At 49.3% G+C, this 22,906-nt stretch carries 28 protein-coding genes; 4 read left to right on the forward strand and 24 right to left on the reverse strand.

Annotated features, from left to right (window positions below; translation table 11 throughout):
• Positions 1-18: 18 nt before the first annotated feature.
• From DXV75_RS06165 to DXV75_RS17265, 3 genes are all read left to right on the forward strand, one after another.
• Positions 19-729, forward strand: coding sequence for a hypothetical protein (locus tag DXV75_RS06165; RefSeq protein ID WP_115592531.1), 711 nt, complete (start codon positions 19-21; stop codon positions 727-729).
• 31 nt (positions 730-760) lie between these two features.
• Positions 761-2,134 carry an alginate O-acetyltransferase AlgX-related protein gene (locus tag DXV75_RS06170; protein WP_115592532.1) on the forward strand — a complete coding sequence of 458 codons (1,374 nt, stop codon included), beginning with the start codon at positions 761-763 and terminating at the stop codon, positions 2,132-2,134.
• Positions 2,135-2,196: 62 nt separating this feature from the next.
• Positions 2,197-2,955 (forward strand): CatB-related O-acetyltransferase, encoded by a 759-nt coding sequence (locus DXV75_RS17265; protein ID WP_115592533.1) that lies wholly within the window; start codon positions 2,197-2,199, stop codon positions 2,953-2,955.
• A gap of 114 nt (positions 2,956-3,069) precedes the next feature.
• Here the strand turns inward: DXV75_RS17265 and rplQ are convergent, their stop codons facing one another.
• The 24 genes from rplQ to DXV75_RS06300 form a co-directional block, all read right to left on the reverse strand.
• Positions 3,070-3,471, reverse strand: coding sequence for a 50S ribosomal protein L17 (gene rplQ / locus DXV75_RS06180; RefSeq protein WP_115592534.1), 402 nt, complete (start codon positions 3,469-3,471; stop codon positions 3,070-3,072).
• Positions 3,472-3,515: 44 nt separating this feature from the next.
• On the reverse strand, positions 3,516-4,505 hold the full coding sequence (locus DXV75_RS06185; protein WP_115592535.1) for a DNA-directed RNA polymerase subunit alpha: 990 nt from the start codon (positions 4,503-4,505) through the stop codon (positions 3,516-3,518).
• Positions 4,506-4,524: 19 nt separating this feature from the next.
• Positions 4,525-5,145 (reverse strand): 30S ribosomal protein S4, encoded by a 621-nt coding sequence (rpsD, locus tag DXV75_RS06190; protein WP_115592536.1) that lies wholly within the window; start codon positions 5,143-5,145, stop codon positions 4,525-4,527.
• Positions 5,146-5,169: 24 nt separating this feature from the next.
• On the reverse strand, positions 5,170-5,562 hold the full coding sequence (rpsK, locus tag DXV75_RS06195) for a 30S ribosomal protein S11 (RefSeq protein WP_115592537.1): 393 nt from the start codon (positions 5,560-5,562) through the stop codon (positions 5,170-5,172).
• Positions 5,563-5,578: 16 nt separating this feature from the next.
• The gene (rpsM, locus tag DXV75_RS06200) at positions 5,579-5,935 is read right to left on the reverse strand and encodes a 30S ribosomal protein S13 (RefSeq protein ID WP_115592538.1); all 357 of its coding nucleotides are present in this window, start codon (positions 5,933-5,935) and stop codon (positions 5,579-5,581) included.
• Between the two features lie 163 nt (positions 5,936-6,098).
• A complete protein-coding gene (rpmJ, locus tag DXV75_RS06205; RefSeq protein ID WP_073325329.1) occupies positions 6,099-6,215 on the reverse strand; it encodes a 50S ribosomal protein L36 in 117 nt (38 codons plus the stop codon).
• 25 nt (positions 6,216-6,240) lie between these two features.
• The gene (gene secY, locus DXV75_RS06210) at positions 6,241-7,560 is read right to left on the reverse strand and encodes a preprotein translocase subunit SecY (RefSeq protein WP_115592539.1); all 1,320 of its coding nucleotides are present in this window, start codon (positions 7,558-7,560) and stop codon (positions 6,241-6,243) included.
• Positions 7,561-7,565: 5 nt separating this feature from the next.
• A complete protein-coding gene (gene rplO / locus DXV75_RS06215) occupies positions 7,566-8,000 on the reverse strand; it encodes a 50S ribosomal protein L15 (RefSeq protein WP_115592540.1) in 435 nt (144 codons plus the stop codon).
• Positions 8,001-8,003: 3 nt separating this feature from the next.
• On the reverse strand, positions 8,004-8,183 hold the full coding sequence (rpmD, locus tag DXV75_RS06220; RefSeq protein WP_014950907.1) for a 50S ribosomal protein L30: 180 nt from the start codon (positions 8,181-8,183) through the stop codon (positions 8,004-8,006).
• A 6-nt stretch (positions 8,184-8,189) separates the two neighbouring features.
• Positions 8,190-8,690: a 30S ribosomal protein S5 gene (rpsE, locus tag DXV75_RS06225; RefSeq protein WP_115592541.1), complete on the reverse strand. Its 501-nt coding sequence runs from the start codon at positions 8,688-8,690 to the stop codon at positions 8,190-8,192.
• A 12-nt stretch (positions 8,691-8,702) separates the two neighbouring features.
• The gene (rplR, locus tag DXV75_RS06230) at positions 8,703-9,056 is read right to left on the reverse strand and encodes a 50S ribosomal protein L18 (protein ID WP_115592542.1); all 354 of its coding nucleotides are present in this window, start codon (positions 9,054-9,056) and stop codon (positions 8,703-8,705) included.
• Between the two features lie 12 nt (positions 9,057-9,068).
• Positions 9,069-9,602 (reverse strand): 50S ribosomal protein L6, encoded by a 534-nt coding sequence (gene rplF / locus DXV75_RS06235; RefSeq protein ID WP_115592543.1) that lies wholly within the window; start codon positions 9,600-9,602, stop codon positions 9,069-9,071.
• Between the two features lie 14 nt (positions 9,603-9,616).
• On the reverse strand, positions 9,617-10,009 hold the full coding sequence (gene rpsH / locus DXV75_RS06240) for a 30S ribosomal protein S8 (RefSeq protein WP_115592544.1): 393 nt from the start codon (positions 10,007-10,009) through the stop codon (positions 9,617-9,619).
• Positions 10,010-10,022: 13 nt separating this feature from the next.
• Positions 10,023-10,328 (reverse strand): 30S ribosomal protein S14, encoded by a 306-nt coding sequence (rpsN, locus tag DXV75_RS06245; protein WP_115592545.1) that lies wholly within the window; start codon positions 10,326-10,328, stop codon positions 10,023-10,025.
• A gap of 13 nt (positions 10,329-10,341) precedes the next feature.
• Positions 10,342-10,881: a 50S ribosomal protein L5 gene (gene rplE / locus DXV75_RS06250; RefSeq protein WP_115592546.1), complete on the reverse strand. Its 540-nt coding sequence runs from the start codon at positions 10,879-10,881 to the stop codon at positions 10,342-10,344.
• A 16-nt stretch (positions 10,882-10,897) separates the two neighbouring features.
• On the reverse strand, positions 10,898-11,212 hold the full coding sequence (rplX, locus tag DXV75_RS06255; RefSeq protein WP_115592547.1) for a 50S ribosomal protein L24: 315 nt from the start codon (positions 11,210-11,212) through the stop codon (positions 10,898-10,900).
• Positions 11,213-11,224: 12 nt separating this feature from the next.
• Complete coding sequence (gene rplN, locus DXV75_RS06260; protein ID WP_115592548.1) at positions 11,225-11,593, reverse strand: 50S ribosomal protein L14; 369 nt, start codon at positions 11,591-11,593, stop codon at positions 11,225-11,227.
• Between the two features lie 275 nt (positions 11,594-11,868).
• On the reverse strand, positions 11,869-13,989 hold the full coding sequence (locus DXV75_RS06270; protein WP_245953135.1) for a TonB-dependent receptor: 2,121 nt from the start codon (positions 13,987-13,989) through the stop codon (positions 11,869-11,871).
• Positions 13,990-14,158: 169 nt separating this feature from the next.
• Positions 14,159-14,833 carry a M15 family metallopeptidase gene (locus DXV75_RS06275; protein WP_115592550.1) on the reverse strand — a complete coding sequence of 225 codons (675 nt, stop codon included), beginning with the start codon at positions 14,831-14,833 and terminating at the stop codon, positions 14,159-14,161.
• A gap of 214 nt (positions 14,834-15,047) precedes the next feature.
• Complete coding sequence (locus DXV75_RS06280) at positions 15,048-16,664, reverse strand: S8 family serine peptidase (protein WP_115592551.1); 1,617 nt, start codon at positions 16,662-16,664, stop codon at positions 15,048-15,050.
• 220 nt (positions 16,665-16,884) lie between these two features.
• Complete coding sequence (rlmB, locus tag DXV75_RS06285) at positions 16,885-17,625, reverse strand: 23S rRNA (guanosine(2251)-2'-O)-methyltransferase RlmB (protein ID WP_115592552.1); 741 nt, start codon at positions 17,623-17,625, stop codon at positions 16,885-16,887.
• On the reverse strand, positions 17,626-19,965 hold the full coding sequence (gene rnr, locus DXV75_RS06290; RefSeq protein ID WP_115592553.1) for a ribonuclease R: 2,340 nt from the start codon (positions 19,963-19,965) through the stop codon (positions 17,626-17,628).
• 189 nt (positions 19,966-20,154) lie between these two features.
• Positions 20,155-20,790: a tetratricopeptide repeat protein gene (locus tag DXV75_RS06295; protein ID WP_245953136.1), complete on the reverse strand. Its 636-nt coding sequence runs from the start codon at positions 20,788-20,790 to the stop codon at positions 20,155-20,157.
• 93 nt (positions 20,791-20,883) lie between these two features.
• Positions 20,884-21,129 carry a TIGR02647 family protein gene (locus DXV75_RS06300; RefSeq protein WP_115592799.1) on the reverse strand — a complete coding sequence of 82 codons (246 nt, stop codon included), beginning with the start codon at positions 21,127-21,129 and terminating at the stop codon, positions 20,884-20,886.
• A gap of 285 nt (positions 21,130-21,414) precedes the next feature.
• Between DXV75_RS06300 and ubiD the strand changes: the two genes are divergently transcribed.
• Positions 21,415-22,884, forward strand: coding sequence for a 4-hydroxy-3-polyprenylbenzoate decarboxylase (ubiD, locus tag DXV75_RS06305; RefSeq protein ID WP_115592554.1), 1,470 nt, complete (start codon positions 21,415-21,417; stop codon positions 22,882-22,884).
• The last annotated feature ends 22 nt before the right edge of the window (positions 22,885-22,906 follow it).

Consider the following 22,906-nt stretch of genomic DNA (forward strand, 5'->3'; position numbering starts at 1 on the left):
AGCAAAAAATGAAGTCGAATGGAATATAAGAAAGCTTTGTGGGCCATGGAACGTTTTATATTTCCAGGACCCTATTCGTTGACCAGGCCAAACAAAAATTTAGAATGGATTTCATATCACATTCCAAAAACGGCGGGAAGCTCCCTTCGAGTTAGCCTCGAAAAATCATTTTCGAGCGTAAGAGTTTTTGAAGCCTACGCAACAACAGGAGCAGGCGCTCTCAGTAAAGGGGAGCAAATTTGGATACCACGCAAATGCAAAGTTATCCATGGTCACTTCAGACCACATGCAAATCATCAGGTAATGTTTCCTAATGCTCGCCGCATTGTTTGGGTAAGGGATCCTGTTGCTCGAATTCATAGCTTAGTAAGACATCTTTTACAGACCCAAGGATCACATCCTCAATATCAGTTAATTTACGAACTCTATATAAGTAAAGGTATTTCAAGTGTAGATGAAATTGTATTTGATATGATATCAAACAGGACTCTTCCAGTTCTGACCGAGACATATTCCAGGTTCTTCAACTACTCTCCTATTTCTGAATTTGAATTTGTAGGATCGGTTCATAAATATAAGCAGGACTTAATCCGTTTGAGTAAACTTTTAGGGCGCCCTTTACAGGAATCATTTAAAAACATTAGGGGTTCTATGCAACATATCCCTAATCACAATATTCTTAAGCCTTTCCTGCAGGATGAATACAATATCATCGCTGACTACCTGTAGCTTTACCCATTTGCCTAACTAGGAGTGCTGATTGGCAACATATACAATTAAAAGCAAAAATCTTGCCCCTGCATCCTTCAAAGGAGTTACTCGCTGGTGCATTGATGAACCGACGCTAAATCAAGAGGTCGACGATCAGATTCTGGAAGAGTTCGGATTAACAGTCAGTGGTTGGATTTTAGTAGAAGACCCAATCAAAATTCAACCAGTCGTTCTGATTGAAAACTCTATAATTTCGCTTAAATTTAATAGAGAAAGACCAGATGTATTAGTAAAGATTTTAGGCATTAACTCAGAAAACTACTCTGATGTGATATGTGGTTTTAGTACTTCCCTATCAATTGATGCTCCCTACTTTCAAGTGGGAGTAATATTTGGTGGTAAGTTTATTGCTCTCTCAGAATTTCACATTGAAGGTTCCCTAAAAGTACTTCATGGTAGAGACGGTTGGTTGTTTCTCGATAATGACAGCAACCAAAGCGTCGAACAATACACCGGAAAAATCAAGCTATCCCGTTATGAGAGAAGCGCGTGGAAGAATTACCTGAATCATCAGGACCAACTAAAAAAAACGTTAGGCATCCATTTCTGTATGCTCATCGCCCCGTCTAAAGAAATGGTATATTCAGATTATTATCCCTACTCCAGGGCGCGAAAAACTGCTCTGGATCAACTAATTGATTTGGCCCCATTAGATTTCGATTTAATCATTCCAATTAAAACACTTAGGTCATCACCAAAACGATCCTATAGAGTTTGTGATACGCACTGGAGCCACTATGGAGCTATGCTGGCAAGTCTAGACGTTGTTTCATGCCAAAAATCAGATAAGGAAAAAATAGCCAAATTATTTTCATCAGACACATATAGAACACGATACGTTACTGGTGATTTAGGCAACAAAGTATATCCCAACCAAAAACACAACGAGGAATTCCTTAGTTCTTTTAATCATCAGCACTTCGTGGTTTTTGATAACCAACTTCCAAATTTCGGAAGGATTCGAGTTATTTATTACAAGGAAGCTATTTATGAAGATGTATTAATGGTACTGGGTTCTTCATCAAGCTACACCATGTTTAATTATCTTAGTCGCGTTTACAAGATCATTGTTTTTTTTCACTGTGCTGGAAATATTGACCCCGAATTCATTAAATCCGTGAACCCTAATTACGTAGTTACTCAGAGCAACGCTAGATTTATTGTTAAATCTCCGAATGCAAACGAAGATTTTCGTTCTTATATTAAAGAAAAAATTGACTCATTAAAATGCGATGAAGTCCCTAATAAAATTCTAAGAGCGGACATAATCAATAGTGCAGGCGAGGCTCGTCTTGAAAAGATTGTAGGTTATGTTAACAGCCTTTATGAGGACTGCACTACAAAAAAAAGGTGTAAAGTCTAAGCTCAATCTTTTTAGGCTTGAGTTGAAGTTTTTATTATATTGAATACCAAAAAAGAACAAACATGATACAACGTAGATTTTATAAAAAATCTCTTGAACACGAATTCAAGAATAAACGAATATTTTTTTCTCAAAAAGGTAGAGCAAGATTTATCGATGGACAAAGAATAAGTTTCTATTCTGATTCAATTGCCGAGCCTTATACAGGCTATTTTGAAGGCAGTAAATTATACACCATGGGATCATTCTCTTACTCATGGAGTGAGTTACCCGAACACACTGTAGTCGGTCGCTATTGTTCAATTGCTAGCGGAGTATCTGTTATGGGAGAAAAGCACCCCATTGAACGATTCTCCAGTTCAGCGATAACCTACAACCCCACATTTATTCTTTCGACTATTTCGGCTCAAGACGCCAAATTAGAAACCACATATCAAGTTACAAATCCCCACCAGCTTCAGGATTTGTCTGTTAATATTGGTAATGATGTATGGATTGGGCACAATGTTACTCTGGCGACAGGAATTACAATAGGAGACGGAGCTGTTATCGCCACGAGAGCTGTTGTTACTAAAGACGTACCACCATATGCTGTTGTTGCGGGGGTTCCAGCCAAAATTGTTAAATATAGATTTAACGAAAAAGAAAGAGAAAAACTGCAAAATGTAAAATGGTGGGAATATGCGTACTGGGATTTCAAAGACATTTCCGCAGATTCCAATCCAACCGAATACTGCCTCAGGCTTGAGGAAAAAATTGCAGCAAACGAAATTGAACCGTATTCACCAAAATCGATACCGTTTGTCGAATTTTTCAAGTAATACCTGCAACCTGAAATTAATTGCCTTTTAAGCGTCTTAAAGTAAACGATCTGTTTCTCAAACAGAAACAAAAAACCCCGCCTGGGCGGGGTTTTTTAATCAAGCTTTGTGAGCTTATTCTTCAGTAGCGTCAGCTGCTTCTTCAGCAACTTCTTCAACTGCGCGGTCTACCAGTTCAACGTAAGCCATAGGGGCGTTGTCGCCGGCGCGGAAGCCACACTTCAGAATACGAGTGTAACCACCTGCACGCTCCTCATAACGAGGACCCAGTTCGTTAAACAGTTTACCTACTACTTCTTTATCACCTGTACGGGCGAAAGCCAGACGGCGGTTTGCAACGCTGTCTTGCTTGGCCAGAGTGATAAGAGGCTCAATTACGCGACGTAATTCTTTCGCTTTGGGTAACGTCGTTTTGATCACTTCGTGCTTGACCAAAGAGCCGGCCATGTTTTTAAACATAGCTTGACGATGGCTGCTGTTGCGATTCAACTGACGACCACTCTTACGATGGCGCATAGTTTTATCCTTCTTTCACAAATCAGTTTTGTAATAAAACCTGATTAATCTTTGTCAGCGATGCTCTCTGGTGGCCAGTTTTCCAGGCGCATGCCCAGAGAAAGTCCACGAGAAGCTAACACATCTTTGATTTCAGTTAGCGATTTCTTACCCAGGTTAGGAGTCTTCAACAACTCAACCTCGGTACGCTGTACCAGGTCACCAATGTACTGGATAGCTTCCGCTTTCAGACAGTTGGCAGAACGTACGGTCAGTTCCAGATCATCAACCGGACGAAGCAGAATCGGATCGAATTCCGGCTTCTCTTCTTTCTGTACTGGCTCGGATACATCGCGCAGATCCACGAAGGCATCCAGTTGCTCAGCCAGAATGGTTGCAGAACGGCGGATCGCTTCTTCAGGATCCAGAGTGCCGTTTGTTTCCATATCAATGATCAGCTTATCCAGGTCAGTGCGCTGTTCAACACGCGCAGCTTCTACAGTATAAGCAATACGTTCAACCGGGCTGTAGGAAGCGTCAACTAACAAACGACCAATTGGACGATCATCTTCTTCAGAGGAGCGACGAGTAGCAGCAGGAACGTAACCGCGACCCATTTCTACTTTGATGCGCATGCTGATTTCAGCTTCGCCGGTCAAAGTACAAATTACATGGTCAGGGTTAACAATTTCTACATCGCCATCGTGCTGAATATCACCAGCGACAACAGGGCCAGCGCCAGATTTCACTAAGGTAAGAGTCGCTTCGTCTTTACCTTCAAGACGAACCGCCAAACCTTTCAGATTCAGAAGGATCTCAATCACATCTTCCTGAACACCTTCTTTGGTGCTGTACTCGTGCAATACGCCATCGATTTCCACTTCGGTTACTGCACATCCAGGCATGGACGACAGCAGGATGCGGCGAAGGGCGTTACCCAGAGTGTGGCCAAAGCCGCGCTCCAGGGGTTCCAAAGTTACTTTGGCACGAGTAGGAGAAACGTTTTCGATCTCAACTAATCTCGGTTTTAGGAATTCAGTCACAGAACCCACAATGCTTCCTCTTTAGTTAGCTTTACTTAGAGTAAAGTTCGACGATCAACTGTTCGTTAATTTCGGCAGACAAGTCAGTTCTTTCTGGAACACGCTTGAACGTACCTTCCATTTTGTTGCTGTCTACTTCAATCCAGGTTGGCTTCTCACGTTGGTCAGCCAGCTCCAAAGCAGCAACGATACGCGCTTGCTTCTTAGCTTTTTCACGAACAGAAACCACGTCTTCGGCAGTAACGTTATACGATGGAATGTTAACCACTTGACCATTTACCATGATCGCCTTGTGGCTAACCAGCTGACGCGCTTCGGCACGAGTGCTGGCGAATCCCATGCGATATACTACGTTGTCCAGACGCTGCTCAAGAAGTTGCAACAGGTTTTCACCGGTGTTGCCTTTCAGACGGGCAGCTTCTTTGTAGTAGTTGCGGAATTGCTTTTCCAGAACGCCGTACATACGACGAACTTTTTGTTTTTCACGCAGCTGAACACCGTAGTCAGACAGACGGCCACGACGGGCACCGTGCTGACCAGGAGCAGTATCGATCTTACACTTAGAATCGATTGCGCGAACGCCGCTTTTCAGGAACAGGTCTGTTCCTTCGCGACGGCTAAGTTTGAGTTTTGGACCCAAATATCTTGCCATGATCTTTCTCCAACTGTCCGTCGATTAAACGCGACGTTTTTTCGGTGGACGACAACCGTTGTGAGGAATAGGGGTCACATCGGTAATGTTTGTGATCTTATAACCAGTGGCGTTAAGAGCACGGATCGCAGACTCACGGCCTGGACCTGGACCTTTAACGAACACTTCAAGGTTCTTCAGACCGTAATCTTGTGCGGCAACGCCAGCACGCTCAGCAGCAACCTGTGCAGCAAAAGGGGTAGATTTACGTGAACCACGGAAACCAGAACCACCTGAAGTTGCCCAAGCCAGTGCATTGCCTTGACGGTCAGTGATAGTCACAATTGTGTTGTTGAAAGACGCATGGATATGAGCCATACCGTCTGCGACCTGACGTTTTGCGCGTTTGCGCGTATTACGAGCTGGTGCTTTAGCCATAACTTAATACCCCCGCTTACTTTTTAATTGGCTTACGAGGACCTTTACGGGTACGCGCATTGGTTTTAGTGCGCTGACCACGTAGAGGCAAGCTACGACGGTGGCGAATGCCACGGAAGCAACCCAGGTCCATCAAACGTTTGATGCTCATAGAAACTTCACGGCGCAGGTCACCTTCAACGGTGAACTTAGCCACTTCTTCACGAAGTTTCTCAATAGTAGCTTCATCAAGCTCTTTGATTTTTGTAGATTCTGCAACACCAGCGCCTGCACAGATGCTTTTCGCACGTGTAGGACCAACACCGTAGATTGCCTGAAGGGCGATCACAGCGTGCTTGTGCTCAGGAATGTTAATGCCAGCGATACGGGCCATTAACAGCACTCCTCTAAATAATTGTCGACAGCCTAAAAAGCCCGATAGGATACTTACCCGCCGACTAAATTGCAACTTAAGGTGTATAAAACTGCAACAGACTAAGCTGAACCTGTGTCAGGTTCAGCTTACACTCTGTGTGAATTATTCACCGCGTAGAAGATTAACCTTGCCTTTGCTTATGCTTAGGGTCAGAGCTGCAAATTACACGCACAACACCGTTGCGCTTGATGATTTTGCAGTTACGGCAAATCTTTTTAACTGATGCACGAACTTTCATTACATCACTCCGTAGTAGGCCAAACTTAGCGGCCGTAGCCTTTAAGGTTAGCTTTCTTCAGAACAGACTCATACTGAGAAGACATCAGATGGGTCTGCACCTGTGCCATGAAGTCCATGATGACCACCACGATGATGAGCAGTGACGTTCCACCGAAGTAGAAAGGCACGTTCCAGGCAATCAACATAAATTCAGGCACCAAACAAATAAAGGTTATGTAAAGTGCGCCAGCCAGGGTCAGACGAGTCATTACCTTGTCGATATAACGTGACGTTTGCTCACCCGGGCGAATGCCTGGGATGAACGCACCGGATTTCTTCAGGTTGTCTGCTGTATCGCGAGGGTTAAACACCAACGCGGTATAGAAGAAGCAGAAGAAGATAATCGCTGCTGCATACAACATCACGTACAGCGGCTGACCGGGCGAAAGCATTAATGCTACGTCCTGCAACCACGCTGTAGATTCATTCTGACCAAACCATCCTGCGATGGTGCCTGGAAACAGAATGATGCTGGAGGCAAAAATCGGTGGTATAACACCGGCCATGTTGACCTTCAGTGGTAAATGCGTGCTTTGCGCGGCGAAGACCTTGCGGCCTTGCTGACGCTTGGCATAGTTCACCACAATCCGGCGCTGTGCACGTTCTACGAACACTACCAGATAGGTCAGACCAAGTACGATCACACCAATCAACAACAGGAACAACATGTTGATGTCGCCCTGCCGTGCCTGTTCCGCGGTTTGCCCTATCGCTGTGGGCAAGCCGGCAACAATACCAGCAAATATCAAAATAGAGATACCGTTACCAATACCTCGTTCGGTAATCTGCTCGCCCAGCCACATCAGGAACATAGTTCCTGTGACCAAGCTCACTACCGCCGTAAAGTAGAATCCGAAGCCAGGACTTATCACCAATCCATTAATCAGGTTGGGCAGGCCAGTCGCAATCCCGATGGATTGGAAAGTCGCCAGCACCAGCGTCAGATAACGCGTGTACTGACTGATCTTACGACGACCTGCTTCGCCTTCTTTTTTAAGCTCCATCATCGGTGGATGAACCACCGTGAGCAACTGCATGATAATGGATGCAGTAATGTATGGCATAATGCCCAAAGCCAGAACGGATGCACGCTCAAGGGCTCCACCGGAGAACATGTTGAACATTTCAACGATGGTGCCTTTTTGCTGTTCAAACAGTTGAGCGAGAACCGCAGCGTCGATACCAGGAATAGGTACATAAGAACCTAACCTGAACACCACGATCGCACCCAGTACGAACAACAATCTTGCCTTAAGCTCACTTAAGCCGCTTTTCGCGCCTGAATCCAATCCTGGTTTAGCCATCTAGCTTATTCCTCTACTTTACCGCCGGCAGTTTCAATCGCTTCACGCGCGCCTTTAGTAACCTTCAACCCGCTTACCGTAACAGCGCGTGATACTTCACCGCTCTTAACCACTTTAACGAACTGGATGTCTTTTTTGACCAGACCAGCTGCTTTCAGGGTTTCAAGAGAAACAGTATCACCCTCTACCTTGGCGATTTCAGTCAGGGTTACTTGGTCAGTAACCAGGCCCTTGCGGGAAGTGAAACCGAACTTAGGCAGACGACGCTGGATTGGCATCTGACCACCTTCAAATCCTGGCTTAACAGAACCGCCTGAACGGCTTTTCTGACCTTTGTGACCACGGCCACCGGTTTTACCAAGACCTGAACCGATACCACGGCCAAGACGTTTACCAGATGTTTTTGCTCCTGGTGCAGGAGAAATAGTGTTTAAACGCATCTCTTACTCCTCCACTATCTCAACCATGTAATATACACGGTTGATCATGCCACGAACTGCTGGGGTGTCTTCCAACTCACGGACATGGTTGATTTTACGCAGGCCAAGGCCTTTCAGCGTCGCTTTGTGCTTTGGCAGACGGCCAATCGCACTTTTCGTTTGCTTTACTTTAATCGTTGCCATGTCTGATTACCCCAAAATCTCTTCTACAGACAATCCACGCTTAGCAGCCACACCCGCTGGAGAGTTCATCTCGGTCAGCGCGTTAATGGTGGCACGAACCACGTTGATTGGGTTTGTAGAGCCGTAACATTTTGAAAGTACGTTCTGCACGCCAGCTACTTCAAGTACTGCACGCATCGCACCACCGGCAATGATACCGGTACCTTCAGATGCAGGCTGCATGTAAACTTTAGAGCCAGAGTGGCGACCCTTAATTGGGTGCTGCAGAGTGTGACCGTTCAGGTCCACGTCTACCAGGTTGCGGCGAGCCTTTTCCATTGCTTTCTGGATTGCGGCTGGCACTTCACGTGCTTTACCGTAACCGAAACCAACGCGACCGTTGCCGTCACCCACTACTGTCAATGCAGTGAAACTGAAGATACGACCACCTTTAACCACTTTGGATACGCGGTTAACGGCAATCAATTTTTCCAGCATTTCACCTGTTTGAACTTCTTGTTTAGCCATTATTCTTCACTCCTAGAACTGAAGACCAGCTTCGCGAGCTGCATCAGCTAATGCTTTAACGCGACCGTGGTATTTAAAACCGCTGCGATCGAAGGCTACTACTTTGATGCCTTTTTCGATAGCACGCTCAGCAATGGCTTTACCCACTGCTGCAGCCGCTTCAGCGTTACCAGTTGATTTCAGATCTTTCGCTAAGTCTTTTTCAACGGTAGAAGCTGCCGCCAATACTTCAGAGCCGCTTGGAGCGATCAACTGAGCATAGATGTGGCGAGGTGTACGGTTAATTACCAGGCGATGCGCGGCCAGTTCACGAATTTTTGCGCGTGCGCGAGTAGCGCGACGCAAGCGAGCTGCTTTTTTATCCATCGTATCACCCACCTACTTTTTCTTAGCTTCTTTGCGACGAACGTTTTCGTCAGCATAACGAACACCTTTGCCTTTGTAAGGCTCTGGTGGACGATATCCGCGAATGTTCGCTGCTACCTGTCCTACCACCTGCTTATCGGCGCCTTTAACGACGATTTCAGTTTGGCTAGGAGTTTCTACGGTAATGCCTTGTGGCATTTCGTATACAACAGGGTGAGAGAAACCCAGAGTCAGGTTCAGTTTGCTACCTTGTGCCTGAGCACGGTAACCAACACCCAACAACTGCAGTTTTTTCTCAAAACCTTCAGACACACCGATAACCATTGCATTCAACAGAGCGCGAGCGGTACCAGCCTGAGCCCATGCATCAGCAAAACCTTCACGAGGCAGAGCTTTCAGCTGGTTCTCTTCTTGTACTACTTCAACTGCGTTATTGAATACGCGAGTCAGGGTACCTTTACTACCTTTCACAGTGACTTCTTGACCAGAGATAGAGATATCTACGCCTGATTTTACGTCTACCGGGGCTTTTGCTACACGTGACATTTCAACTCCTCCGATTACGCTACATAACCGATGATCTCACCGCCCATGCCTGCTTTACGCGCAGCACGGTCAGTCATCACACCTTTAGAAGTTGACACGATAGCAACGCCTAACCCACCCATTACTTTTGGCAGCTCATCTTTTTTCTTATAGATGCGCAGACCAGGGCGGCTAACACGCTCGATAGTGTCAATTACTTGCTTGCCTTCGAAGTACTTAAGAGTTACTTCCAAAACAGGCTTAACGTCACCAGAAACAGCGAAGTCAGTGATGTAACCTTCAGCTTTCAACACGCCTGCGATAGCAACACGCAGTTTTGAAGAAGGCATGGATACAGCAACTTTGTGCGCCATCTGGCCGTTACGGATGCGGGTAAACATATCCGCGATAGGATCTTGCATGCTCATTATCAGCTACTCCTTACCAGCTGGCTTTTTTCAGGCCAGGGACTTCACCGCGCATCGCAGCTTCACGAAGCTTGATACGGCTCAGACCGAATTTGCGTAGGAAACCATGTGGACGACCAGTGATCCGGCAGCGGTTTTGCTGACGAGTCTTGGCGCTGTCACGTGGCAGTTGTTGTAGCTTCAGAACAGCATCCCAACGCTCTTCATCAGAGGCGTTAACATCGCTGATAATCGCTTTAAGTGCGGCGCGCTTTTCAGCGTACTTAGCTACCAGCTTTGCACGCTTGACTTCACGAGCCTTCATTGATTCTTTTGCCATAACCCTACACCCCTTATTTTCTGAATGGGAAGTTGAACGCGGACAGCAGAGCACGTGCTTCGTCATCAGAGTTCGCGCTGGTAGTGATAGTAATATCCATACCACGAACCTTATCCACTTTATCGAAATCGATTTCAGGGAAGATGATTTGCTCACGCACGCCCATACTGTAGTTACCACGACCGTCGAATGATTTAGGGTTCAAACCACGGAAGTCGCGAACACGAGGAATTGCGATTGAAATCAAACGCTCCAGGAATTCCCACATACGCTCGCCGCGCAGGGTTACTTTACAGCCAATCGGATAACCTTCACGGATTTTAAAACCCGCTACGGATTTTCTAGCAACTGTCACAACCGGTTTTTGACCCGCGATAGCAGCCATATCAGCTGTCGCGTGCTCAAGAACCTTCTTGTCTGCAACTGCTTCACCCAGACCCATGTTCAGGGTGATTTTCTCAATCCGAGGGACTTGCATGACGCTTTTGTACCCGAACTGCTTCGCAAGTTCAGCTACTACTGTTTCTTTATAGAAATCATGCAGTTTCGCCATCGTACTCTCCAATTAATTAAACAAGTTCGCCGTTAGACTTGAAGAAACGTACTTTCTTCTCGTCTTCGAAACGGAAACCAACGCGATCCGCTTTGCCCGTTGCCGGGTTAACGATCGCAACATTAGAAACGTGAATAGAAGCTTCCTTCTCAACGATGCCACCAGCAACACCCAGGTGTGGGTTTGGCTTCTGGTGTTTCTTGACAAGGTTAATGCCTTCTACAACTACGCGGTCTTCAGCTACCAGCACTTTCAGGACTTTGCCCTGCTTGCCTTTGTCTTTGCCCGCCAATACGACTACTTCATCATCACGACGAATTTTTCTAGCCATTATCGTGACTCCTTATAGTACCTCTGGGGCCAGTGAGATGATCTTCATGAAGTTATCACTCCGAAGCTCACGGGTTACCGGGCCAAAGATACGCGTACCAATTGGTTGCTTGTTGTTGTTCAACAACACAGCCGCGTTATTGTCAAAACGGATGACAGAGCCATCTGCACGACGAACGCCTTTTCTAGTACGCACCACCACTGCGTTCAGTACGTCACCTTTTTTTACCTTACCGCGAGGAATTGCTTCCTTGACGGTAACTTTGATGATGTCACCGATACCTGCATAACGGCGATGCGAGCCACCAAGAACCTTAATACACTGAACCCTGCGAGCGCCGCTGTTGTCGGCTACATCCAGGTTAGTTTGCATTTGGATCATGTTAGTGCTCCGCTATTAATTAAAACCCTTCCGGGTCGTTACGCTGCTAAAAACAACAGGAATTGCTGCTTTTATATACATACCCCCATAAAAAGGGCGCGAAATAATAACAGAAAAGTTCGGGCAGCGATAGCATAAAAGTGAATTAATTTTAGGCAGTGCTGAAAACGCAAAAACCGCTGAATACAGCGGTTTGATTGGGCCTGGCGGCGTTGCCGGGCTGACCATTTGGTCAAATTCCCGGCAACAGCAAGACTGCCTGAAAAATCAGCAAATTAGAAGGTGTAGCTTACACCAAGGCGGGCGTTGAGCGGTTCACCGGTAGCAATGTTGTTGTCATTGTGGGCCGAGGGGAAATACTCCTCATCCAGCAGATTTTCAACGTTTAACTGCACCTGCAACGCATCAGACAACTGGTAGTAAACTGCCATATCCACCCGGGTGAAGTCTGGCAATTCTACCGCATTACCCAGTGATGCATACTGCTCAGACTGGTAAACAACACCCAGGGCAGCGCTCAGTTTGTCGCTGAAGCCGTAGCGGCTCCACAGGGACACCATGTGCTCAGGCACCTGCGCCAGGGTACGGTTGTTCACTTCGCCATCGGCAACTCGCCCCATTTCCTGGCCGTCGAGATTACTGTAGCCGGCACTGACAGACCAGTTATCCGCCAACTGGCCTGCCAACTGGAATTCAAACCCTTTGGTTTCGGTTCCGGTCAACAGCGAACGTTCCGGGTTAGCCGGGTCGGTCACGCTGCCATTCTCACGCTCAATTTCAAATACCGCAGCGGAGAGGCTCAGCGCGTCAGAAAGGTTCCACTTCACACCCACTTCACGGTTTTCGAATTCTTCTGGCGCCAGGGCCTGAGAACTCAGGCTCAGTGTCAGGAACTGATCACCGGAGCGTGGCAGGAATGACTGGCTCAAACTGGCGTACACGGATACGTTGTCCAGCGGCTTGTATATCAGGCCCACACGAGGGGAGATTTCTTCGTCTACACGACCCAGTGCACCGTTGTTGCCATCTTCGCTGCCGTTGTTCTGTTCAATCACATCCAGCACATCAATATCGAAGCGGTCATAACGCAGGCCAGCGACCAGAATCAGTTGCTCAAACAGGGCAATTTCATCCTGAACGAAGGCTGAGGTAAATTTCACATTTGAGGCAGTGTCACGCACAACACCGGTAAGCCCGAACTCCGGCACCTCTAATGGATTGCTGAATTCAAAAGTGATTTGATCGTCGTTACTATCAACAAAAAGCGCGTCTTTGCGATAATTGGCGGTATCCTGGTCACCGTATTCAAACCCCGCCAGCAACGTATGGCTTACCGACCCGGTATCGAACTGACCTACAGCGTTGAACTGGAAGATCAGGTTGTCACGGTCAGTGCCGTCCCGGTAACCATCCAGCTTAACCGTTGCCGCTGTGGAATCGAACGCCACCGGATACAGGTTCTGATAGAACTTGTCGTAATCAGCGTATTGCAGCGTGGCATTCAATGACCAATTGCTTGAAATCATGTGATCGATGCGGGCGCGGGCAATCTGCGCCTGCAAGGTAGTGCGGTTAAAGTCCGGGTCACCAAAATAGGTGTCCTGGTGGCCGGCTGCAGGCTTACCGTTTTCCGAAGGAATACCGCGGTCAACCAGACGATCGTCATCCAGATACTCGTAAGAAAGCACCAGTTTGGTGTCGGGGCTGATCGCCCAGCTGTACGTCGGGTTTACACCGTAACGACTGCCATTTTTGAAGTCACGGTGGTTGTCTACCTGCTCATGGAAGGCATTCAGTCGCAAAGCTTGCGAACCATCAATCACCTGGTTGGTGTCAATGGTTGCCATTGAGGCACCAAAAGTATCCAGGTTGGCGCTAAACGCTGAAAAAGTTCCGCTCAGCTCGGCCTCTTTGGTCACACGGTTGATGATACCGCCACCGCCACCACGGCCAAACAGAAGTGCGTTCGCGCCACGGAGAATTTCAACCCGCTCCAGGTTATACAGAGGGCGAAAGTACTGGACATCGTCGCGTAAGCCATCAACAAAGAAGTCCGCAGTGGTGTTCTGCCCGCGAATGGTCATCTGGTCACGGTGATCTTCACCCAGGCCAATGGTAACACCCGGCGTATACTGCACCACATCAGCTACACTTTGCAGCGCCTGTTGCTGAATTTGCTCGGCAGATACAACCGATACAAATTGGGGCACATCAATCAGCAAGGTAGGCGTTTTTACCGAGTCAGCGGCCTGCTGACCAAAGTAGGCACCGCGTACGGTAATACGCTCGGTTTGCTGTTCATCATATTGCTTTTGGGTGCTGGCCGTATTGCCTTCAGCCAGTGCAGCACTGGAAAGAATCAGTCCAATGCTGGTTGCGAGTATGCTTGCTTTCACAATGTGTCCTTTTATCCAACGAATTTTATTGCGGACGAAACCTTACCGGTATTGCGTTTGAGAATCAATATCATTTAGGTTTATTTTTAATGCAACTCCGTTATAACACTGGCACATAAGTTCAGCAGAGCAGACTTGGCAGACCGGAAACCCGCTCCGGAAACACAGATTATTCGATTGCAAAGTTGAAATAGGTATCAGGATAGGGTTGGGGCTGGTAAGAGTAATGCCACCACTCCATGGAATAGTTTTCAAAGCTTCCGGCTTCCATCATTGATTTGAGCAACTGGCGGTTTTGGCGCTGAAGCTCGCTGATTCTTGGATCATCGGTGTTGGAAAGTGTATCAAACAGGTCAAAGGCGGAACCCATATCGAGTTCCTGCCAATGCCCGTTGGTTTGCTGAAATTCCAGCGTAAGGTCAACCGTTGCGCCGCGACTGTGTCCGGAGCGTTCGGCGATGTAGTCACCGACTAACGTCTCTTTGGCCAGGTTGGGGTAATACTCTGCTTTAGTGCGTTTATCGCTGAGATCCTGGGCCCAGCGCATAAAGTGGCTAACCGCACGTTGCGGGCGGTAACAATCGAAGATTTTCAGACGCAAGCCCTGTTTTGCAACCTGCTTAGCCACCCGAATTAGTGACTCAGCAGCTTCACGCTGCAAAAGGCATTTGGGTGCAAGGTACCCGTCGATGGGCTCGCCAACAAAATTTTGCGAACCAAAATAGCGAATGTCATAAGAGGCATCCGGCATGGCCGTATTGAGTTCAACAAAATCCTTCGGCTTTTCAGCCTGCGCCCGCCCAAACCACAACAGAATTATTACTGCGCTTATGCCCCGCTTCATCCGTTACCTGCCCCTTTAAGATTGCATCAGCCAGCCTATACAATCTATAGACCTTGTTCAACAACCCTATGATTTAAAAGGATTTGACAATTTAAACATGATCTTTGTCCGGCGTGTTTGGGTAAGGGGCAGTGGCAGATATCGGCAATCTGCAAAAAGGCAGCTCAATGGCTGCCGTAGGTGTATTTAACGAATTTCGCTGTCGCGCTATCAGTTACTCAATGTGCCAGCTTAAATCCACATTGCGGGTAAACAGATACGCATACAGGCCAATGTGCCAGGTGCCTGGCTGAGGGTTGGCAATCTCGCAGCTTTCCTCATTACCACCGTTATAGGGGCGGCATACATAGCGGCTCAGTGAAGGCTGATTTAGATGGTTAAGATACAGATCGGCATCACCAAGCCCTCCTTGAATAGTCACCACCAACGAGCGCGCTCCCTCAGGTACGTCAATGCTGGTGCGATACCAATCGTTTCGACGAATGGTAATGTTCTCCACACCCCCAACAATGGGCTCTATCCCTGGCTCTTCGATGGGTTCAGGGTCCCCTTCGCAGCCCTGTGTACTGATATAGTCATAGGCATCGGCCACCTGCACAATACCGTAACCGAAGTATGGGTCCCTTCCGGTGCGGCCTTTGTCTTTTGCGGTAAGATTCAGGGCCTGGCGAATTTCAGACGCACCACACTCCGGAAAGAAACTCCAAACCAGTGCTGCGGCTCCTGCCACATGGGGTGCTGCCATGGAAGTGCCACTGTAGCTCGCATACTCGTTAGTGGGTACGGTCGAAAGTACATTTACACCCGGCGCCGCAATTTCCACCTGATAATTAAACTGGCTGAAGCTGGCTCGCCTCTCCTGACTGTTAACGGCAGCCACTGACATCACCGAATCGTAGGAAGCCGGATAATTGAGCGTACTGGTTCCGTCATTACCGGCAGAGGCGACCAGCAATATGCCATCTGCTGCCACATCCTCGAAGGCGTTCTGTTCTGCCAGTGAAGACCCTGCCCCTCCCAGGCTCATGTTGATCACGTTGGCCCCGGCATCCCGGCACTGGTTTAGCCCTTCAATCAAATCCGACGAATACGTCCAGTTACCGCGGTTGTCAAACACCTTAACCGCGTGAATGGAGACTCCCGGATAAACACCTACCATTCCCTCAAAGTTGTCGTATGCGGCAATAGTTCCGGCAACATGGGTACCGTGCCCGTAACCATCCACATACCATTGCCCTACCTCAGAGTTATTGGCCTCACCGCTGGCACCATTGTTTTGATCGGGCAGGTCCGGGTGCCCCAACTGATAACCGGTATCCAGCACACACACCTTGCGCGCAGATGTATCGCTTTGGGAAAGCTGGCTGGCCTGGATCAGGTTGTAACCATAGGGAATATTCTGAGCCATTAGGTAACGGACATGGTCCGGTTCAATGCGATTAATATCTGCCTTGCCCTGCAATCGCTGAAGTTGTGCGTCAGTCAACTCGGCAGCGACCAGACGCTGGCGCCTTATAGTCTTGAGAGGCTGAACACCTTCGACCTGCAATAACTGGCTGGCTTTCTGTTCGTCCAACTCCCTTCGGGGAGGTCTGGAACCCGAACGGGCCTTTGCTGGCCCCAACAATAAATCGGTATTCGGTGCATCCTTGGTCAGGGTTTCGTTAAATGTGATGAGATAGCGCGCTGCCTTTGGGCTGGGTGAATCGGTGATATCAGACGGCAGTGCAGATTCAGTTGAGTATGAAAATGAAGAGTATGCGTAAAGTGTGAAGAATGACAGCGCCGCTGCGCCCCGAAAAACAGAGCCGGAACAAAATTGCTTTTTCATAGGGATTTCCTTGTTCAATACATCGGACAGATGTCATAACCGCTGTTACCTCAACGGTACTGCAATGGCATCCCTGTGGCTTTCAGCCTTGGCCACAGCCCCATCATAGAGGAATTTCTGCGACCACCACACCCTATTTTTAACAATTTATTTACACCCACATCCCCGGGGCATTACACAAATCTTTACAGCGTCTGTAAGCGTTTGAAAAGCTTATCAGTTACAAAGAACGCTGGCGTACCATCTCGTACAAACAAATTCCGGTTGCAACGGAAACGTTCAGGCTGGATACACTACCTGCCATCGGTAGCTTTACCAACTGGTCGCAATTTTCCCGGGTGAGCCTGCGCATACCTTTGCCTTCCGCCCCCATCACCAGTGCCGTCGGGCCTGTCAGACTGACGTCATATATCAGCTGTTCGGCCTCCCCGGCAGTTCCCACAATCCACAACCCCTGTTGTTGAAGGTGCTTTAACGTGCGAGACAGATTGGTGACCTGAATCAAGGGTACGGTTTCCGCCGCACCACAGGCCACCTTTCGGGCGGTCGCGGTCAGGCTGGCCGACTTATCTTTGGGTACCACCAAAGCATGCACCCCTGCAGCATCGGCGGTACGCAGGCAAGCGCCGAGATTGTGCGGGTCTGTCACTCCGTCGAGTACTAACAGCAGGGCATTGCTCTGCGTGGCCAGGATTTGGTCCAAATCGGACTCATCCAGTACCCGCGCAGGTTTGGCACGGGCGACAACGCCCTGGTGCTGCTCACCCTGCACCTTGTCATCCAGCACCTTACGCTGGCAGAACTGCACGCTGACGCCAAAGCGCCGGGCCTGATTGATGATGTTGGTCAGGCGTTCATCATCCCGACCTTTAAGAACGAATATTTCAATTACCCGCTCGGGTTCTTTTTCCAACACCGCCTGCATGGCATGCAGACCGTAAAGCCATTCTTGCTGGGCCATTTAACGTTTCTTACCTTTCTTTGCTGAGGGGCGTGCCGATGACTTACCCGCACTACGACCGCTGTTTTTGCCGCCTTTACGCTTGTCTGAATCGCCGCCCAACTTGCCCCGTGGTTTATTGCTGACCGCTTTTACCGGAACCTTGCGGCCGCTGCGCCCGCGAAGCATAGACTTATCCAGCAACAAATCAATTTTTCTTTCATCCAGATTGACCGCTGCAACTTTCACGGTAACGGCATCGCCGAGACGGAATTGGTTGTGACCACTTTCCCCAATCAGCATTTGCTTGACGTCGTCATAACGATAATAGTCATCATCCAGGGAGGTGATGTGCACCAGCCCGTCAATATGATACTCAGTGAGGCGAACAAACAAACCAAAGCCGGTCACCGAGGCCACTACCCCTTCGAACTGATCGCCCACGTGGTCGAGCATGAACTCACACTTCAGCCAGTCGGAGACATCTCGGGTAGCGTCATCAGCACGGCGCTCCGTCATGGAGCACTGTTCACCAAGCTGTTCAACTTCCTCAATGGTATAGGCCTTGGCGCCCGACACCGCCTTTTTACCTTTCTGTTTTGCAATCAGCCCCTTGATGGCGCGGTGCACCACAAGGTCCGGGTAGCGCCGAATGGGTGAGGTGAAGTGGGCGTAGGCGTCCAGTGCCAGACCAAAATGGCCGATGTTTTCACCGTCATAAACCGCCTGCTTCATAGAGCGCAAAAGCATCGTCTGGATAAGTTCCTGATCCGGGCGTTGCAGGGTTTTGTTCACCACATCAGTGAAATCGGCCGGTGTAGCCTCATCAGAAATGCGGTGTGGTACGCCGATTTCGCCCAGATAGGCAGTGAACGCCGACAGTCTGTCCGCATCCGGTTTATCGTGCACTCGGTATAAGGCTGGCGCCTTATTAGCTTCGAGATATTTGGCCGCACTGACGTTGGCCATGATCATGCATTCTTCAATCAGCTTGTGCGCATCGTTGCGTTCCAGCGGCACAATGTTTTCAATTTTACGCTGGGCGTTAAAAACAAATTTGCTTTCCTGAGTCTCAAATTCAATTGCACCGCGATGCTGACGGGCCTTTTTCAGCGCCCGATACATGTCATGCAGGTTACGCAAATGAGGCACGTGGTCGGCATAACGCTGGTGAAGTTCCTTGTCGCCCTGCAGAATGTGCCAAACCTTGGTATAGGTAAAACGGGCGTGGGAATTCATGACCGCTTCATAAAACTGATGGTCTTTCAGCTTGCCCTGTTCACTGATGGTCATCTCACAAACCATACAAAGGCGGTCCACTTCCGGGTTCAGCGAGCACAAACCGTTCGACAGTACCTTAGGTAGCATGGGTATGACCTGTTCAGGAAAATACACCGAATTACCACGATTCTGCGCTTCGGTATCCAGCGCGGTGCCCGGGCGAACGTAGTAGCTGACATCCGCAATTGCTACCCACAGTTGCCAGCCACCCTCATCGAGAGGTTCGCAAAATACCGCATCGTCGAAATCCCGGGCGTCTTCGCCGTCGATCGTCACCAGCGGCAACTGGCGCAAATCAATGCGCCCGGTTTTGGCTTCTTCCGGGACTTCTTCACCCACGCCTTCAATCTGGCGTTCAACACCTTTGGGCCACACGTGGGGAATGTCGAAGGTACGCAGCGCCATTTCGATTTCCATACCCGGCGCCATATGCTCGCCGAGCACTTCAATGATTTTTCCAACCGGGCTGACGCGACGACGGGGCCGCTGAGTAATTTCCACCACCACAACCTGCCCCATACGGGCACCGTGGGTACTCTCCGGCGGGATCACAATCTCATAATTGAGGCGACTGTCGTCCGGGATCACCACACCCAACCCATGCTCGGTGTAATAGCGCCCGACAATAGGCTCACTGCGTGGCTCCACAACCTGGGTGATATAGGCTTCACGGCGACCGCGACGATCGGTGCCGCTTTCTCTGGCTTCCACAATGTCATCGTGCATGAATAACTGCATTTGCCCGGCACTGATGAACAAATCACCGCTTTTGTCTTCCGGGCGTAAAAAGCCGTAACCGTCCCGATGGCCAATCACCCGCCCTCGAAACAGCTCTTCCTGTTTTTGCAGTATGTACTTTTTCTGCTTGGTGAACTGCACCTGGCCTTCCCGCTCCATGGCGCGCAGGCGGCGCTGAATGCCAATTCGACTGTCTTCTTCGGTGGCGTCCACAATCGCGCACAGCTCCAGAAACGACATTGGCCTGCCGTGTTCCTTCATCACCGACATCAGGTATTCCCGACTGGCTACCGGTTTTTCGTACTTGGATTTTTCGCGCTGATAGTGTGGATCATCACTCATGAATTTACGTCTTAGATTTGGGCTGCAGAAAGGTTGTGGCTCCAGTATAACAGTAATGTTGTAAAAAGCCTTTTTTAACGATGGGTTAGCGGAACTGGCCTGCCGGGCACCAGGCCAGGTCAGGCGAAATCCACCTTGCAGAAAAATTATTGTGCCTGCAGAAACAGAGCAGCGTTTAGTCAGGCTTAATCAGCTATCCAGTTCCTTGCGGGCATTGCGCACGGCTTTGGGGTGCATCAGCTTTTCCAGCTCAGCCAGATAGCCGGCAATTTGCTGATGGACCTGCTTGTCGTCGGTCACCGCGTTGTAAAGCCAGCGATAGGCATCTTCGTAATCGTAAGGGCTGCCGTGACCGGCAATGAAAAGCTCCGCCAATTGCAGCTTGGCTTTGAGATTGCCCAAAGCCGAAGCTTCACGCAGATAAATTACTGCGCGCTGCTTGTCGCTCTGCACCAGAATGCCTTTGGCGTAGTAGCGGCCAAGTTGCTCCAGTGCCGCAGGCAGGCCCTGTTCCGCTGCCACTTTCATCATATCTACACCACGTTCAGGTTCCGCATCCACACACACGCCCCAGGCAAGCATGTCGCCCCACAAAAACTGGTAGGCGGGTACGTTAAGCACTTCTGCGCGGGCTTCAATGTCCTGCACCAGCTGACAGCGGTCCATTACCACCCGGTCCAGATGCTCGTTACGGTTAATCAGGCGGATGAGTTCATCCTGCGAGTACAGCTGCACAGCCTTGATTTCCTGTGCAGCCCCATGGCTGCTCCACAAGCAACCCAGCGCAAGCAGGGAGGTCAGTAAATGTGAAGTTGTGCGTTTCATATTAGCAACTCAGGTTCGGGTACAAAAAAGGGCGTCATGCCTTTATCGGCCTTTGCCCCGGAACCTAAAGCCCTTTAATTTTTCACAACTGGTTCAGTTGAATTTCATGGCCAGTGCCGACTGAATGCGACGGGCGTGTTCGGCAATATCAATGCCCAAATCAGTTAAGTAACCACCATCGGGCTGGGAAATAATGCCTTTGGCATACAGGCGTTCGGCGGCGTGGACCACAGACTGGTTGGCATCGTGGTGAATCTTGAGCCCCTGAAGCAAACTTTCACTGGGGAATTTGAGGATTAGGTTCAGTTCTTCGGTCATGTCCTGGTCAAAAAAAATCATTACACTCTCCACTCGCCGGGATCCTTCGATACCGTACCACATGTCTGATGTCAGTTTTGCGCCAGGCCCTTGAACCCGACAGATTGGCTTGCTGATGAACGGTTTACATTCCTTCACCAAACCATGCCGTATCACACTACCATTTCCTTAACCTGTCCAGCTTATTTTTCCGTCGTCGATATCGCTTGCCTGCTTTCGGGCAGAACCAACGATTTGCTCAACAGGTGTCAGGCTTAAATGATATACTGCTGGAAAAATAGTAGCCTGCGGACCAGACCTGTTCAAATGAAGTACAAAGATTTGCGCGACTTTATCCACCAGCTGGAGCAAAAGGGTGAGCTTAAACGCATCTCCCACGCCATTGATACCGACCTTGAAATGACCGAGATTGCTGACCGTACCCTGCGGGCAGGTGGCCCGGCTCTGTTGTTTGAGAACCCCAAAGGCAGCAACATCCCGGTACTGGCAAACCTGTTTGGCACCCCTGAGCGGGTGGCAATGGGCATGGGACAAAGTTCCGTCGCCGCGCTGCGGGAAGTCGGTAGTGTACTGGCTTACCTCAAGGAGCCTGAGCCTCCGAAAGGGCTCAAAGACTTGTGGGACAAGCTGCCTGTGTTCAAACAGGTACTGAACATGCCCGCGAAAGTAGTGAAAAACGCGCCATGCCAGGAAGTGGTGCTCAGTGGCGACGAAGTGGACCTTTCGACGCTGCCCATTCAGCGCTGCTGGCCGGGTGACGTCGCCCCGCTTGTGACCTGGGGCCTGACCATTACCAAAGGGCCACACAAAAAACGCCAGAATCTGGGCATTTATCGCCAGCAGGTTATTGCTAAAAACAAACTGATTATGCGCTGGTTGTCCCATCGCGGCGGCGCGCTGGATTTTCAGGAATGGTGTCGGGCCCATCCGGGTGAACCCTACCCGGTGTCGGTGGCTTTAGGTGCAGACCCGGCCACCATTTTAGGTGCGGTAACACCTGTGCCGGACACCCTGTCGGAATACGCATTCGCGGGGTTACTGCGAGGCAGCAAAACCGAAGTGGTTAAATCGGTCAGCAACGACCTCCAGGTGCCAGCAAGTGCCGAGTTTGTGCTCGAAGGTTACATTGCCCAAAATGAAACCGCTCCGGAAGGACCGTACGGCGACCATACCGGTTACTACAATGAAGTAGACCAGTTTCCGGTGTTTACGGTCACCCACATCACCCACCGCCAAAATCCTATCTACCATTCGACTTACACCGGCAGGCCACCTGATGAGCCGGCCGTGCTTGGCGTTGCACTCAACGAAGTGTTTGTACCGATTCTGCAAAAGCAGTTCCCGGAAATTGTGGATTTTTATTTGCCCCCCGAAGGCTGTTCCTACCGCATGGCGGTTGTGACGATGAAGAAGCAGTATGCAGGCCATGCCAAGCGGGTCATGATGGGTGTTTGGTCATTCCTGCGCCAGTTCATGTACACCAAATTTGTGATTGTGTGTGACGACGATGTCAATGCCCGCGACTGGAAAGACGTAATCTGGGCCATCACCACCCGCATGGACCCGGCCCGGGATACCGTTCTGATCGAAAACACGCCGATTGATTATCTTGATTTCGCCTCACCGGTTTCAGGCCTCGGCTCCAAAATGGGTCTGGATGCCACCAACAAGTGGCCCGGAGAAACCGACCGGGAATGGGGCACCCCTATTGTTATGGACGAAGCTGTGAAACAGCGCGTGGATGACATCTGGGACGAGCTTGGTATCATGGATTGATAGGCCATTTTTTACGTTTTAC

This window comes from Alteromonas aestuariivivens (assembly GCF_003367475.1).
Lineage (GTDB): Bacteria > Pseudomonadota > Gammaproteobacteria > Enterobacterales > Alteromonadaceae > Alteromonas > Alteromonas aestuariivivens.